This is a genomic window from Roseobacter denitrificans OCh 114 (assembly GCF_000014045.1).
GTDB classification, from domain to species: domain Bacteria; phylum Pseudomonadota; class Alphaproteobacteria; order Rhodobacterales; family Rhodobacteraceae; genus Roseobacter; species Roseobacter denitrificans.
In genome coordinates, this window is sequence record NC_008209.1 from 2,601,775 (window position 1) to 2,614,956 (window position 13,182).

Genomic DNA, 13,182 nt, shown 5'->3' on the forward strand with positions numbered 1-13,182 from the left:
GCCGCGACCCTAGGGGGATGCGCTGGAGAGGTCCAGCGCGACTAGTCGCCGCGCGTCTTCCAGCGGACCATCTGCCGCATCATCCCGTGCAGCATCTGAACATCCGCGCGCGTCATGGGCATCCGGCTCCAGAAGTTGCGCAGATTGACCCGCATGGAGTGCGATTTATGCGCCGGGAAAAAGAACCCCATCTCTTCCAGCCGGTCCTCGTAATGGGTGGCGAGGTGTTCAACCTCGATATGATCAGCCCATTGCGTTCCCGACATATCGACCGTGTGCGGCGTCACATCGTGCGTGGCCCGCATCCATTCATAGCCCACCAGCAACACGCATTGCGCAAGGTTCAGCGAGGGGAAGGCCGGGTTGACAGGCACCGATATGATCGCATTGGCGCGCGCAATGTCATCGTTTTCCAGCCCTGCCCGCTCCGGCCCGAAAAGCACCGCAATGCGCTCGCCCGCCGCGATCCGCTGCGCTGCCACGCGCATCGCCTCTTCGGGGCTGAACACAGGTTTGGTCAGGTCGCGCGGGCGCGCTGTCGTCGCAAAGACAAAGGAACAATCGCCCACACTACCGGGCAAATCATCGCTCAACTGCGCATTGTCCAGAACCCGGCCCGCGCCGCTGGCCAGCGCAACCGCCGCCTGATTTGGCCAACCATCGCGCGGGGCCACCACACGCATATGCTCAAGCCCGAAATTCCACATCGCACGGGCGGAGGCACCGATGTTTTCGCCCATCTGCGGACGGACCAGAACAAAGGCCGGGGTGGTTGGGGTGGTGATTGTTTCTGTCATGCCTGCGTCTTACGTCGCGCGGCGCGGCGGCGCAACGGGCCGCAACAGTCGGGCGGCAATTTTGACGCGCCGGGGTCAAATGCGTTTTCATTCCCCATGGTCTGCGGTAGGGCTTTGCGCACGTCAGACCTCAAGGACCCCGAATATGGAATTGCCCGAAAAACCGCAGCTCTACCTGATCACGCCACCGGAATTTGAGTTGAGCAGTTTTCCCGATGTGCTGGCGCGGGTTCTTGACACGCACAAAGTGGCTTGCGTGCGTCTGGAACTGGCGGCGCGCGATGAAGACACGGTGTCGCGCGCAGCCGATGCGCTGCGCGAGGTGACCCATGCGCGCGATATCGCGCTGGTGCTGAGCGATCATTCGGTTCTGGCGGATCGCCTTGGGCTGGATGGGGTCCATCTCAGCGATGCGGCCCGCTCCGTGCGTGAGACGCGCAAACTGCTGGGCGAAGACGCCATCATCGGCAGTTTTTGCGGCACATCGCGACACGACGGGATGTCCGCTGGAGAGGCGGGTGCCGATTACATCTGTTTCGGACCTGTTGCGGCCTCGTCCCTTGGCGATGGCAGCTATGTCGCGCAGGAGGTCTTTGAGTGGTGGTCCGAGTTCATCGAGGTGCCCGTGGTCGCCGAGGGCGGTCTTGATGCGGCCCGGATCGCACAGCTGACGCCCTTCACCGACTTTTTTGCCTTCGGACAAGAAGTCTGGAGCGCCGAGTATCCCGCGCAGCGTTTGGGTGAACTGCTTGAGGCGATGGGCTAGGGTTACAGAAATACCCGCTCGACACACCAATAGGCCCCGATGATGGCAATGATCAGCGAGGCCGGGATCGACACCGCCCGGAACATCACCGCATAGGTGCCGACCGGTCGTTCGATTTCGGACAAATCCGAGCGGCGCGCCAGACGGGTGCATCCAAACAGGATCAGGGCGGCCAGCGCGATCACGGTCAACTGACCCAGTTCCACACCCACATTGAACCCGATCAGCGCGGGGATGAACTGGCTTTCGGGCAGCCCAAATTCGCCCAGCACGGAGGCAAAGCCGAGCCCGTGCAACAGACCAAATCCAAATATGATGAAGGGTCGCCATTTACTCAGCCCGCGCTGAAACAGGTTTTCCACGGCGACATAAACGATAGAGGCGGCAATCAAGGGCTCCACGATGCTGCCCGGCACGTTGACCCAGCCCAGAGCACCCAGCGCCAGCGTCACCGTATGCGCCAGCGTAAAAGCACTGACCTGCCACAGCAACGGACCCCACCGTGTCGAAAGAAAGAACAGGCCCAAGACAAACAGGATATGGTCGAGTCCCTTGGGCAGGATATGATCGAACCCGACAGGGATATACGCCATGAAGGCATCGCTCGGGCTTTGTGCATCGCCACCGGCCAGCACGATCGGTGCGCTGGATTGGCCCCCATCGAGATAGCCGGTGTAGGGGGCCTCGACCCCTTGCTGACGCAGCACCAGAGCGCCTGATCCTGCGGGCCAATTGACGATCACCGACGTGGTCTCCGGCGGCAGTTGCGCGCTCACCTGCATCTGGGAAATCCGCGGCAGTTCAAAATCAAGGTCTTCGGGCATGGTGATGGTGCCGAGGGTCAGGGGCGTTGCACCATCGGCTGACAGCAAGGGCAACGCATTCCACGCGTCGATGATATCTTGCGCGCGTGCGATGATATCTGAATTTGGCAAGGCCCGCAGCGCGTCATAATCAGGCGCGGCGCTGTCTTCATCCGTATCCGCAACCGCATCCAGATCAATCCCCGCCAGAAACGCCTCGATATTGATGCGGAAATCAAACAGAAGCGTTCCGTTTTCCGCCAGCGTCATATCGGCAATCGTCGGCACCACCTCATGCGCACGGCTCTGGTTTGCCTGCGCGCTCCAAAACAGCGTTGACACCAGCAGGAAAAAGCCCAGCCTTGCGACTGCATTTACAAAGGATGTCACCATGGGCTTTCTGCGCCTTTCGATTTTTCTGACGGTTCTGAGCGTCGGCCCCGTCTTCTCTCACGAGTTTTGGATTGAACCGCAGCAATATCAAGTCGAAAGCGGCGCAGCGGTCCATGCGGACCTGAAAAACGGAGAGAATTTCAAGGGCATCACGCTGGCGTGGTTCGAAAATCGCTTCACACGTTTTGAAACCGTATCCGGCGACGTGGTGCGCCCGGTGACGGGACGTATGGGCGACACGCCCGCGCTGCAGATGTCGGATCATCCTGATGGTTTGCTGATCGTGCTGCATGAGACCAGCGCCGCCACCCTCACCTACCGCGACTGGGACAGGTTTCTGAAATTCGCCGCGCATAAGGACTTCAGCGCGGCAGCCAGAATGCATGACGACCGCGGTTGGCCCAGAGCGGGATTTCGCGAAAGCTACACCCGGCATGTCAAATCCCTGATCGCCGTGGGGCATGGGCGCGGCGCGGACCGACCCTTTGGGCTTGCAACGGAATTCACCGCGCTGACGAACCCCTATGATGCCGATTTCGACGGACAAATGCGGGTGCGTCTGACCTATGACGGCGCGCCAAGACCGGATGCACAAGTCGAAGTGTTTGAACGTGACGCAGCGGGCAATGTGGCCGTGTCCCTGTTGCGCACCGACGCACAGGGGCTTGCAACGGTTCCCGTCAAACCGGGTCACGACTACCTCTTTGACGCCGTTGTCCTGCGCCCCAGCCCGCTGGCCGGCAGTACAGAACAGGCCCCCGTCTGGGAAACCCTGTGGGCGGCTTTGACCTTTTCCGTCCCTTCCCGATGAAGCTGCGCAGCAGGGGCTTGATCCTTTGCGCCTTCCCCGTCACAAGACCGCATGATGTCCAAGCCTGATATCCTTTGCATCGGCTCCGTTTTATGGGACGTGATCGGCCGCTCGGCCAGCGCCATGCGGCAAGGCTCCGACGTGCCGGGGCGGATCACGCGCCTGCCGGGCGGGGTCGCGATGAACATCGCAATGACGCTGGCTCGATTCGGCCTGACGCCTGCCATCCTGACCACCGTCGGGCAGGACAGCGCAGGGGATGAATTGCTCAGCGCATGCGCGGCGCGCGGCATTGTGACGGACCTTGTGTATCGCTCCGCTGACCTGCCGACGGATCAGTACATGGCCATCGAGGGGGCAAACGGCCTGATCGCGGCCATCGCCGATGCCCATTCTCTCGAAGCGGCAGGCGCCAAGATTCTCGCACCGCTCTCGGATGGGCGTGTGGCCTGCGAAAACGCGCCTTTTCAGGGCCGCGTCGCTTTGGATGGCAATCTGACGCTGACCTTGTTGAGCGAGATCGCGCAAAGCCCGCTGTTCTCCTGCGCCGATCTGCGCGTCGCGCCCGCCTCCCCCGGCAAGGCCGAGCGGTTGTTTCCTTTCGTCAAACAGAGCCGCGGCACGCTTTACGTCAATCTTGAAGAGGCTGGATTGCTGTGTAACCAAACATTCAAAACGTCACGCGCTGCCGCAGAAAACCTGTTGGCACTGGGCGCCGCCCGGGTCTTGGTGACCGATGGTGGTGCCGATGCGAGCGAAGGGCGACCGGATGGGCTGCTGACGCAGACGCCGCCACAGGTGCTGGTTGCGCGCGTGACCGGTGCGGGCGATACCTTCATGGCCGCCCATATCGCATCTGAAGCGCAGGGGCTGGACCCTGCCGCTGCCCTGGACCGGGCCCTCAAGGCCGCCGCAACCTATGTATCCGGAGAAACACCCTCATGACCAACCTACCCTTGCGCCATAGTGCCGAAGTGGCCGCCGCCAAAGCCGCCGGACGCCCGATCGTGGCGCTGGAAAGCACCATCATCACCCACGGCATGCCCTATCCCCAAAACCTTGAGGTGGCCCGTCAGGTCGAGGATGATTTGCGCGCCGCAGGGGTAACACCCGCCACCATCGCCGTGATGGACGGTACGCTGCACATCGGGCTTGAGGCGCATCAACTCGAGGCGCTTGCGCAGGCCAAGGGGGTCGCCAAACTCTCGCGCGCCGACATCGCCGCCTGCATGGCCACGGGCGGCACCGGGGCGACGACCGTTTCAGCGACGATGATCGCGGCCCATCTTGCGGGCATATCGGTTTTTGCAACGGGCGGTATCGGCGGGGTCCATCGCGGCGCGGAGTCCAGTTTTGACGTTTCTGCCGACCTGCTGGAGCTTGCACAAACCCCCGTGACCGTCGTGGCCGCCGGGGCCAAGGCCATTCTGGATGTGGCCAAAACACTGGAAGTGCTGGAAACACAGGGCGTGCCAGTCATCACCGTGGGTCAGGACAGTTTCCCCGCCTTCTGGAGCGCGGAATCCGTTTTCAAATCGCCCCTGCGCATGGATGATCCCGTCGGGATCGCAGCGGCCCATCAGATGCGCGTCGATCTCGGCCTGCCCGGCGGTCAACTGGTGGCCAATCCCATTCCGCACACGGATGAAATCCCGGCAACCGAACTCGCGCCGATCATCGCCACAGCGCAGGCGGATGCCGAGAAGCACGGCATCAAGGGCAAGGCCGTGACCCCGTATCTGCTGCAGCGCATCTATGAGTTGACGCAAGGACGGTCCCTGACGGCAAACATCGCGCTGGTGCGCAATAACGCGCGGCTGGCCGGGGCGATCGCCCAAGCCTTGATCGCCAATGCCCGCATTGCGGGAAAGTGAGCCATTGCGCGGGCAGCCCCCATTGTTAACCGCTGCCAAACCCCCTAACTATCGCGAGTGCCTTGCAAAGACGGACACTGAATGAACACGCCCTTCGACCCTGATATGCCACCACCGCGTCGCGGTATTCTTGCCCGGATGCGTTCCAATTTCCTGACCGGACTTGTTGTCATTGCGCCGGTAGGGCTGACCATCTGGCTCATCTGGTCGGTCGTCGGCTGGATTGACGGCTTCGTTCTGCCGCTGGTGCCCAACAGCTACCAGCCAGACCGCGTGCTGCAGGATTTGCTGGGCCTTGACCCTTCGGTGCAGATTGACGTGCGCGGCATCGGCGTTGTGATCTTTTTGCTGTTCACGATGATCGTGGGCTGGATGGCCAAAGGGCTGATCGGGCGCTCGCTGATCTCTTTTGCCGAAGGTCTGGTGGAGCGCACCCCCGTCGTGCGTTCCATCTATTCCGGCATCAAACAGATATCCGAGACCGTTTTCGCACAGTCCGAACGCTCCTTCGAGAAGGCATGCCTGATCGAATACCCGCGCAAGGGCATCTGGGCGATCGGTTTTATCTCGACCAATACCAAGGGCGAGATCGCCGTGCGGGCAAATGACGGGCAGCCAATGCTGAGCATCTTTCTCCCCACGACACCGAATCCGACATCGGGGTTTTTGCTCTTTGTGCCGGAAACCGATGTCATCAAGTTGGATATGACGGTCGAAGAAGCCGCCAAACTGGTGATTTCCGCCGGTCTGGTCTATCCCAACGGCAAGGATGAGCAAAGGCCTGCCGGGCAGGCGTAATTACTGGAACATCTCGACCATATCGACGGAACTGCGCTTGTTGAGATCATCGCGATGCACGCTCAGAAAATCATCCGCGGCCCGCTGTCCGGCCTCTTTCAGCTTCGCCAGCGTGTAAGCGGTCGGGATCACTTTTGTTGCCACGGACAATTCGTTCATCAAGGCATCATCGGCAATCATATGCATCAGAACACGTTGTTTTTCATCGGATTCCAACCTGCCACTGTCAAGCAACCGTTGCACGAAGTGGATGGCGCGCATCTCGCGCAGCAGCGATGAATTGAAGCTGATTTCGTTGATCCGGTTCTGGATCGCCTGCGCTGTGCGCGGAGTGTCGACACGTTCCAGCGGGTTGATGTTCACCACCACGATATCTTCGGGCAGGGACGGGTTGAAAAGCGGGAACAGGGCCGGATTGCCGGTATAGCCGCCATCCCAGTAATCCTCGGTTGTGCCGGTGACGGGGTCCGTGACAGGAACGGCCTGAAACATCGTCGGCAGGCAGGCAGAGGCAAGGATCACATCGGTGCTGATTTCGCTGTCCTTGAACACGCGGATCTTGCCGCTGCGCACCCGCGTTGCGCACACGAAAAGGCAGGGACCCTTGCCGTTTTCTGCACACACTTCATCATAGTTGAACTTGGACACGATCGGCCTGAGCGGGTTGGTATAAAACGGCCCGTAGGCATAGGGCGATACCACCCGCGACCAGGCATCCGCAGCAAGGTAAGGCCATGAGTTTTCAAGCGCCGAGGACACGGAGGTCAGGGAAAACGGCGCCATCCATTCCGACATTTTCATCTCGGGCCGCGCGCCAACTTCTTTCCACAGCCACTCCAGCATGTCGCGCGCGCCCTCGCGCCCGCCCTCAATCATGCCCGCCTTGAAGGCCGCACCGTTCAGTGCCCCGGCACTTGTGCCGGAAATCGCGGCCACTTCCAGATCTTCATCCATGAGCAGCCGGTCCAGCACACCCCAGGTAAACGCGCCATGCGCGCCTCCGCCCTGAAGTGCGAGGTTGATCCGTTTTTTCGCCATTTTCCATCGCCCCTTCTGGTCGATTTGTCAAAGATACCTGCGCCCGTTCCTATAGCAACAGGAGACAACAGGCCGTTACAGCGCCGTCCAGCCGCCATCGACGCTGATCGTCGTCCCCGTGATCTGTGCGGCGGCGTCCGAGCACAAAAACGTCGCGGTGCCGCCCATTTGCTCGACCGTTGCAAACTCTTTCGACGGCTGCCGCGTCAGCATCACGTTCTCGATGACCTCTTCGCGCGTCATGTCGTATTCCTTCATGGTGTCGGGAATCTGCTTTTCGACAATCGGTGTCAGCACATACCCCGGACAGATCGCATTGGCGGTGATCGGTTCTTTCGCGGTTTCCAGCGCCGTCGTCTTGGTCAGCCCGACGATGCCGTGTTTGGCCGCGATATAGGCCGATTTATAGGGCGACGCGGTCAACCCATGCGCCGAGGCGATATTGATCACCCTGCCCCAGCCTGCGGCGCGCATCATCGGCAAGGCCACGGCGGTGGTGTGAAACGCCGAGGACAGGTTGATCGCAATGATCGCATCCCATTTCTCAACCGGAAAATCGGGGATGCCCGCGACATGCTGGATGCCGGCGTTGTTGACCAGAATATCACAGTTGCCCGCCTTGGTGATCAGCGCGCGGCAATCATCGGGCTTGGACATGTCCGCCTGGATATAGCGCGCCGTGACGCCCGTTTCCTGCGCGATCTCTTTCGCGAGCGCATGGTCTTCGGCGGTGTCACTGAAAGAGTTGATCACGATATCCGCACCAGCGCGCGCCAATTCCCATGCAATACCCAGCCCGATGCCCGAATTTGACCCTGTCACGATGGCCGTTTTACCGGAAAGAGAAATCTCGAAACTCATGGCGATGTCCTTGCTTGTTCATAATGCTGCATTGCACGCATCATGACGTGCTGCGCGTGCAAATAAAATGCCAAAAGCGGAAAACGGCTCACGCGCCCCACATCTGTCCAGCATAGCCTTGAAGGACGCGATATGCCCAAATAAAAAAAACGCCTGCACAAGGCAGGCGTTGAGTTATTGAGGCAGGTTTCATACAGGCAAGAAACCTATCGAGCAGTGACTTGGTTATAATCAATCTACCACAACAGTCCAAGCTAAAAGTTTGATAAGATAGAAATACCCCGGTAGGTTTCGGCGCAATAAAACAAGGGCAGCAGGGAATTGTCTCCAAAATGAATACGGTTTTTTTCTTTCGGCTGTTCCGGAATTTCACGTTTTTCATGGTGATTCTCGCCGGGCTGCAGGCACGTGCGGAGCCAATGCACGGGATATCTATGTACGGCACCCCTGCCCTTCCACCGGATTTTGTGTCCCTGCCATACGCCAGACCCGAAGCGCCCAAAGGAGGCAGCATCACCCTGGGCAATACAGGTGGATTCAACAGCCTCAACCCTTACGTGCATAAAGGTACGGCGCCCTGGCAGTTGAGGTTTTTCACCCATGAAGCGCTGATGGGCCGTTCGTGGGATGAACCCTTCACGCTTTACGGCGTCTTGGCCGAATCGGTCGAGGTGCCAGAGGATCGCTCATGGGTCGAGTTCACCCTGCGTGAGGGCGCACAATTCTCTGATGGATCGCCCGTCACGGTCGAAGATGTGGTGTTTTCCTACGACCTGTTGGGAACACAGGGGCATCCGCGCTATCACAGTCTGCAGTCGCAGATCGAAGACATCACGCAAACCGGCCCCCGCAGCCTGCGCATTACCTTTAATACCGACAACCGCGAATTGGCGTTGCTCGCGGGGCTGCGCCCGATCCTGAGCAAAGCGCAATGGGAGGGGCGGGATTTTGCCAACGCGCCCCTTGCGGATATCCCCCTTGGCACCGGGCCCTATGTGATCAGCGATTTTGAGGCGGGCCGTTTTGTGCAGCTGACGCGCAACCCGGACTATTGGGGCGCAGATATTCCGTTTCGCCGGGGCACCCATAACATCGACCGGATCAAGCTGGACTTTTATGGCGATGCTTCGGTGATGTTCGAGGCCTTCAAGGCCGGCGATATCTCCGCCGTGCGCGAGTTCAACGCGGAAAAATGGGCCACGCAATATGACTTCCCGGCGGTGGCGCGCGGCGATATTGTCAAATCGGAAATCCCGCATGGCAAACCATCGGGCATGACCGGTTTTGTGATGAACACGCGCACCCCGCCCTTTGATGACTGGCGCGTGCGCGAGGCGATGATCCTTGCGTTCAATTTCGAGTTCATCAACGACACGCTGACCGGGTCATCGCAGCCCCGGATCACCTCTTATTTTTCGAACTCGGAACTTGCATTCGTGCCGGGTCCTGCCACGGGCAAAGTTGCCGACCTGCTGTCTCCTTTCGCGGATGACCTGCTGCCCGGCACACTGGAGGGGTATGTGCTGCCCCAAAGCGATGGCTCCGAGCGCAACCGTCGCGGCATCCGGCGAGCGCTGGCCTTGCTGAACGATGCAGGCTGGACGGTAAAGGAGGGTGTGATGCGAAATGCGGCGGGTGATCCGCTGGCATTCACGATCCTTCTGACCCAGGGCAGCAGCGAAAACAAGGCGATCACGGATCTCTACGTCAGTGCGCTGCGCCGCCTTGGCGTCGATGTTTCGGTCGAGACGACGGACAACGCGCAATATATCCAGCGCACCAACGCCTTTGATTTTGACATGACGCCTTACCGGCGCGCCCTGTCCCTTTCGCCGGGCAATGAGCAGCGGTTTTACTGGGGCTCGGCCTCGGCAGATCAGGAAGGGTCGCGAAATCTGATGGGGGCGAGATCACCCGTCATCGATGCGATGATTGACGCCATGCTGGATGCGCGCACACAAGAGGATTTCGTCGCCGCCGTCAGGGCACTGGACCGCGCGCTGACCGCCGGGCGCTATGTGATCCCGTTCTGGCAGTATACCATCGGTCGGATTGCCCATGACGCGCGGCTGCACTTTCCCGACCAGTTGCCGATTTACGGGGACGGGCCGAATTTCATGCCGCAGGTCTGGTGGTTCGAAGACGACTGATCACACCAGCGATGTCACCCACAGGATATTGGCGTCTTCGGGGCTGACCGAGACGACATTATGGCCCATCGTGGCGTCATAATAGGCGCTGTCGCCGCGCCGCATCTCGATCGGTTCATAGAATTCCGTGTAAAGACGAATGACCCCGGTCAGCACATAAAGATACTCTTCCCCATCATGGCGCACCCAGCCGTCAAACTCCGCCATGTTGCGGGCGCGAACCCGGGTGCGATACGGCAGCATCTTCTTTTTGCTCAGTGTATCCGCCAGCAACTCGTGCTCATAAGTGACGGTGGCTTGTGCTGCACCTTCGCCCGATTTGGTCACCGCGAGGCGTCCGCTGGCCTGCTCCGCATGCGGGGGCGTAAAAAGCTGCGGGATCGAGATGTTCAGGCCCGTGGCCAGCTTTTTCAGCGCATCATAGGTCGGCGACATCTGCCCGTTTTCGATCTTGCTGAGCGTCGAGCGGGCAAGCCCGGCCTTGGTCGCGGCCTGCTCGAGCGTCCAGTCGCGCGCCTTGCGCAACTCGCGCACGCGCACCCCCAGATCCAAGGGGGCCACGGGTTCATCGCTGCCGTTTTCACGGGCGATGGTGATCAGTTTGTTTGGCTTGCTCCGGCTCATGTATGCACTTGTATGCGCAAGCCCGCAGGCTTGCAACGCCGCTGCCCGCCCGGTAGCACCGCGATATGGTATCTCTCTATGACGCAGGCCCTTTCCCGCCGTGCCCGACCCCGTTCAACCTGACGCGTCATGTGCTGGCCGCAGGTCGTGCGCATCCGCAAAAACAGGCCTTGCTGATTGTATCCGCCGATCATACCGAAACATGGTCGTTCGGCGCATTGGAGGCGGCAGTGCGCGGCACGGCCACGGGATTCCTGCGCCAGGGGCTGACACCCGGTGATGTGATCGTCATGCGCCTTGGCAATACCATCGACTTTCCCATCACCTATCTGGCCGCTTTGGCCGCCGGGCTGGTGCCTGTACCGACCTCGGCCGCCCTGACGCAGAGCGAGGCGGCATTTGTCATCAAAACCGTCTCCCCCAAGGCGGTGGTGGCGGCACCGGATATCCCCTGCCCGGATTTCGCGGTGACGATTGACCTTGAAACACTGCAATCCTTCCGCAGCCTGCCCGCCGCGCCCTATCATCTGGGCGACCCGGAGCGCCTCGGGTACATCATTTTCACCTCCGGCACATCGGGCAAGCCGCGTGCGGTGGCGCATGCGCATCGGGCCATCTGGGCGCGGCAGATGATGTTTGACGGATGGTACGGTTTGCGACCCGATGACCGTTTGCTGCATGCGGGGGCTTTCAACTGGACCTATACGCTGGGCACAGGGCTGATGGACCCGTGGACGCTTGGCGCCACTGCGGTGATACCGGTGGCAGGCACCAGACCGCAGGAATTGCCCGCGTTACTGGCCCGGCATGACGCCAGCATCTTTGCCGCAGCACCGGGGGTATATCGCCAGATGCTGGATCGCGCGACACCCGTTCCCCTGCCCGCCCTGCGCCATGGGTTGAGCGCGGGTGAAAAGCTGCCCCCGGCCCTGGCCGAGCGGTGGGTGCATGCGACCGGTCGCCCCGTTTTTGAAGCCTATGGCATGTCCGAATGCTCCACCTTCATTTCGCAATGCCCGGCAGATCAAAACGTCGCGGGCACCTTGGGCAAGCCCCAAAAGGGTCGCCGCATTGCCCTGTTAAAAAACGGTGAACCGGTTGCTCTGGGCGATGAAGGCACGATTGCCGTCGCGCGCAGTGATCCGGGGCTGATGCTGGGGTATCTGAATGCGCCGCAGGAAACCGCCGAACGCATGCGCGGGGCGTGGTTTCTGACCGGCGATCAGGGGGTGATGAACGCACAGGGGCACATCACCTACATGGGCCGCGATGACGACATGATGAACGCAGGCGGCTATCGCGTGTCCCCCATAGAGGTGGAACGCGTGCTGGCCGACTACCCCGGCATCACGGCCGTGGCGGTCACAGAGGTTCGCATCAAAACGGATACCACCGTGATCGGTGCGTTTTACACAGGCGCAAACGCACTGGACGCAGACAAACTGCGCGCCTATGTGTCGCAAACCCTCGCGCGCTACAAACAGCCGCGCGTGTTCGAACACCTGCCGGACCTGCCCATGGGCGCAAATGGCAAAATCCTGCGCCGTGTTCTGCGCCAACGCTTTGAGAGGCACCATGACCGAAAAGACCAAGATTGACATCATATCAGACCCGATCTGCCCGTGGTGCTATATCGGCAAGACGAATCTGGACCGCGCATTGGCGGAAAATCCGGATCACCCTTTCCTGATTGAATGGCATCCCTTTCAACTCAACCCGGAAATGCCAGCAGACGGCATGGACCGGCGCGCCTATCTCGAAGGAAAATTCGGCGGCAAGGAAGGTGCTGTGCGCGCTTATGCACCTGTCGTTGAACATGCCAAAGCCGCCGGGTTGGAGATCGACTTCGAAGCGATGAAGCGCACCCCGAACACCATAGATGCACACCGATTGATTCACTGGGCCGGGATCGAGGGGTGCCAGACGGCCGCCGTGTCGGCCCTGTTCAAGGCCTATTTTGAAGAAGGCCGCGACATCGGCGACACCGAGGTTCTTGCCGACATTGCCGACAGCATCGGCATGGACGCGGCGGTGGTTGGCAGGCTTTTGAAATCCGATGCGGACATCGAGGACATCAAAGCGCGCGATGCGCATAGTCGCAGCATGGGTGTGACATCGGTGCCGACCTTTGTCGTTGCGGGCAAACATGCGGTGCCCGGTGCGCAGCCTGCAGAGCTCTGGCGCAAGGTGATCGAAGAGGTCTCTACGAATAGCTGACGGTAATGTGCAAAAATGCGACAATGCCACACCAAGTGGCGATTGAAGAG

13 protein-coding genes are annotated in these 13,182 nt (G+C 60.5%); 8 read left to right on the top strand and 5 right to left on the bottom strand.

Translation table 11 applies throughout. The annotated features are described in order from the left end of the window. Positions 1–41: 41 nt before the first annotated feature. Entirely contained in the window at positions 42–797 is a 756-nt protein-coding gene (locus RD1_RS12535; RefSeq protein ID WP_011568881.1) for an RNA methyltransferase, read from the bottom strand. Between the two features lie 145 nt (positions 798–942). Here RD1_RS12535 and RD1_RS12540 point away from each other — a divergent pair, with 145 nt between their 5' ends. Beyond that, a complete protein-coding gene (locus tag RD1_RS12540) occupies positions 943–1,563 on the top strand; it encodes a thiamine phosphate synthase (protein WP_011568882.1) in 621 nt (206 codons plus the stop codon). A gap of 2 nt (positions 1,564–1,565) precedes the next feature. On the opposite strand, the gene RD1_RS12545 is transcribed toward RD1_RS12540, so the two are convergent. Further along, positions 1,566–2,759, bottom strand: coding sequence for a HupE/UreJ family protein (locus RD1_RS12545; RefSeq protein ID WP_011568883.1), 1,194 nt, complete (start codon positions 2,757–2,759; stop codon positions 1,566–1,568). On the opposite strand from RD1_RS12545, the gene RD1_RS12550 reads away from it, so the two are divergent. From RD1_RS12550 to RD1_RS12565, 4 genes are all read left to right on the top strand, one after another. Next, complete coding sequence (locus RD1_RS12550) at positions 2,758–3,570, top strand: DUF4198 domain-containing protein (protein WP_011568884.1); 813 nt, start codon at positions 2,758–2,760, stop codon at positions 3,568–3,570. The two genes, RD1_RS12545 and RD1_RS12550, sit on opposite strands and share 2 nt — an antisense overlap. A gap of 51 nt (positions 3,571–3,621) precedes the next feature. Then, positions 3,622–4,515 carry a PfkB family carbohydrate kinase gene (locus tag RD1_RS12555; protein ID WP_011568885.1) on the top strand — a complete coding sequence of 298 codons (894 nt, stop codon included), beginning with the start codon at positions 3,622–3,624 and terminating at the stop codon, positions 4,513–4,515. Beyond that, entirely contained in the window at positions 4,512–5,444 is a 933-nt protein-coding gene (locus tag RD1_RS12560; RefSeq protein WP_011568886.1) for a pseudouridine-5'-phosphate glycosidase, read from the top strand. Before RD1_RS12555 ends, RD1_RS12560 begins: the two co-directional genes overlap by 4 nt. Positions 5,445–5,525: 81 nt before the next feature. Next, a complete protein-coding gene (locus RD1_RS12565; RefSeq protein WP_011568887.1) occupies positions 5,526–6,242 on the top strand; it encodes a DUF502 domain-containing protein in 717 nt (238 codons plus the stop codon). On the opposite strand, the gene RD1_RS12570 is transcribed toward RD1_RS12565, so the two are convergent. Both RD1_RS12570 and RD1_RS12575 read right to left on the bottom strand, forming a co-directional pair. Further along, the gene (locus RD1_RS12570; RefSeq protein ID WP_011568888.1) at positions 6,243–7,280 is read right to left on the bottom strand and encodes a patatin-like phospholipase family protein; all 1,038 of its coding nucleotides are present in this window, start codon (positions 7,278–7,280) and stop codon (positions 6,243–6,245) included. Positions 7,281–7,355: 75 nt separating this feature from the next. Then, complete coding sequence (locus tag RD1_RS12575) at positions 7,356–8,141, bottom strand: 3-hydroxybutyrate dehydrogenase (RefSeq protein WP_011568889.1); 786 nt, start codon at positions 8,139–8,141, stop codon at positions 7,356–7,358. A 332-nt stretch (positions 8,142–8,473) separates the two neighbouring features. Between RD1_RS12575 and RD1_RS12580 the strand changes: the two genes are divergently transcribed. Continuing rightward, entirely contained in the window at positions 8,474–10,291 is a 1,818-nt protein-coding gene (locus RD1_RS12580) for an extracellular solute-binding protein (protein WP_011568891.1), read from the top strand. Here RD1_RS12580 and RD1_RS12585 read toward each other — a convergent pair whose 3' ends face one another. Next, a complete protein-coding gene (locus RD1_RS12585) occupies positions 10,292–10,915 on the bottom strand; it encodes a helix-turn-helix domain-containing protein (protein WP_011568892.1) in 624 nt (207 codons plus the stop codon). It abuts the gene before it with no gap. A 65-nt stretch (positions 10,916–10,980) separates the two neighbouring features. Between RD1_RS12585 and RD1_RS12590 the strand changes: the two genes are divergently transcribed. After that, the gene (locus RD1_RS12590; RefSeq protein ID WP_011568893.1) at positions 10,981–12,513 is read left to right on the top strand and encodes a class I adenylate-forming enzyme family protein; all 1,533 of its coding nucleotides are present in this window, start codon (positions 10,981–10,983) and stop codon (positions 12,511–12,513) included. Further along, positions 12,491–13,132, top strand: coding sequence for a DsbA family oxidoreductase (locus tag RD1_RS12595; protein ID WP_011568894.1), 642 nt, complete (start codon positions 12,491–12,493; stop codon positions 13,130–13,132). Before RD1_RS12590 ends, RD1_RS12595 begins: the two co-directional genes overlap by 23 nt. Positions 13,133–13,182: the final 50 nt, after the last annotated feature.

Excerpts from the sequence above, each read along its gene's own strand:
- RD1_RS12535 (WP_011568881.1), bottom strand. The coding sequence starts at position 797 with ATGACAGAAACAATCACCACCCCAACCACCCCGGCCTTTGTTCTGGTC.
- RD1_RS12540 (WP_011568882.1), top strand. The coding sequence starts at position 943 with ATGGAATTGCCCGAAAAACCGCAGCTCTACCTGATCACGCCACCGGAA.
- RD1_RS12550 (WP_011568884.1), top strand. The coding sequence starts at position 2,758 with ATGGGCTTTCTGCGCCTTTCGATTTTTCTGACGGTTCTGAGCGTCGGC.
- RD1_RS12545 (WP_011568883.1), bottom strand. The coding sequence starts at position 2,759 with ATGGTGACATCCTTTGTAAATGCAGTCGCAAGGCTGGGCTTTTTCCTG.
- RD1_RS12555 (WP_011568885.1), top strand. The coding sequence starts at position 3,622 with ATGATGTCCAAGCCTGATATCCTTTGCATCGGCTCCGTTTTATGGGAC.
- RD1_RS12560 (WP_011568886.1), top strand. The coding sequence starts at position 4,512 with ATGACCAACCTACCCTTGCGCCATAGTGCCGAAGTGGCCGCCGCCAAA.
- RD1_RS12565 (WP_011568887.1), top strand. The coding sequence starts at position 5,526 with ATGAACACGCCCTTCGACCCTGATATGCCACCACCGCGTCGCGGTATT.
- RD1_RS12570 (WP_011568888.1), bottom strand. The coding sequence starts at position 7,280 with ATGGCGAAAAAACGGATCAACCTCGCACTTCAGGGCGGAGGCGCGCAT.
- RD1_RS12575 (WP_011568889.1), bottom strand. The coding sequence starts at position 8,141 with ATGAGTTTCGAGATTTCTCTTTCCGGTAAAACGGCCATCGTGACAGGG.
- RD1_RS12580 (WP_011568891.1), top strand. The coding sequence starts at position 8,474 with ATGAATACGGTTTTTTTCTTTCGGCTGTTCCGGAATTTCACGTTTTTC.
- RD1_RS12585 (WP_011568892.1), bottom strand. The coding sequence starts at position 10,915 with ATGAGCCGGAGCAAGCCAAACAAACTGATCACCATCGCCCGTGAAAAC.
- RD1_RS12590 (WP_011568893.1), top strand. The coding sequence starts at position 10,981 with ATGGTATCTCTCTATGACGCAGGCCCTTTCCCGCCGTGCCCGACCCCG.
- RD1_RS12595 (WP_011568894.1), top strand. The coding sequence starts at position 12,491 with ATGACCGAAAAGACCAAGATTGACATCATATCAGACCCGATCTGCCCG.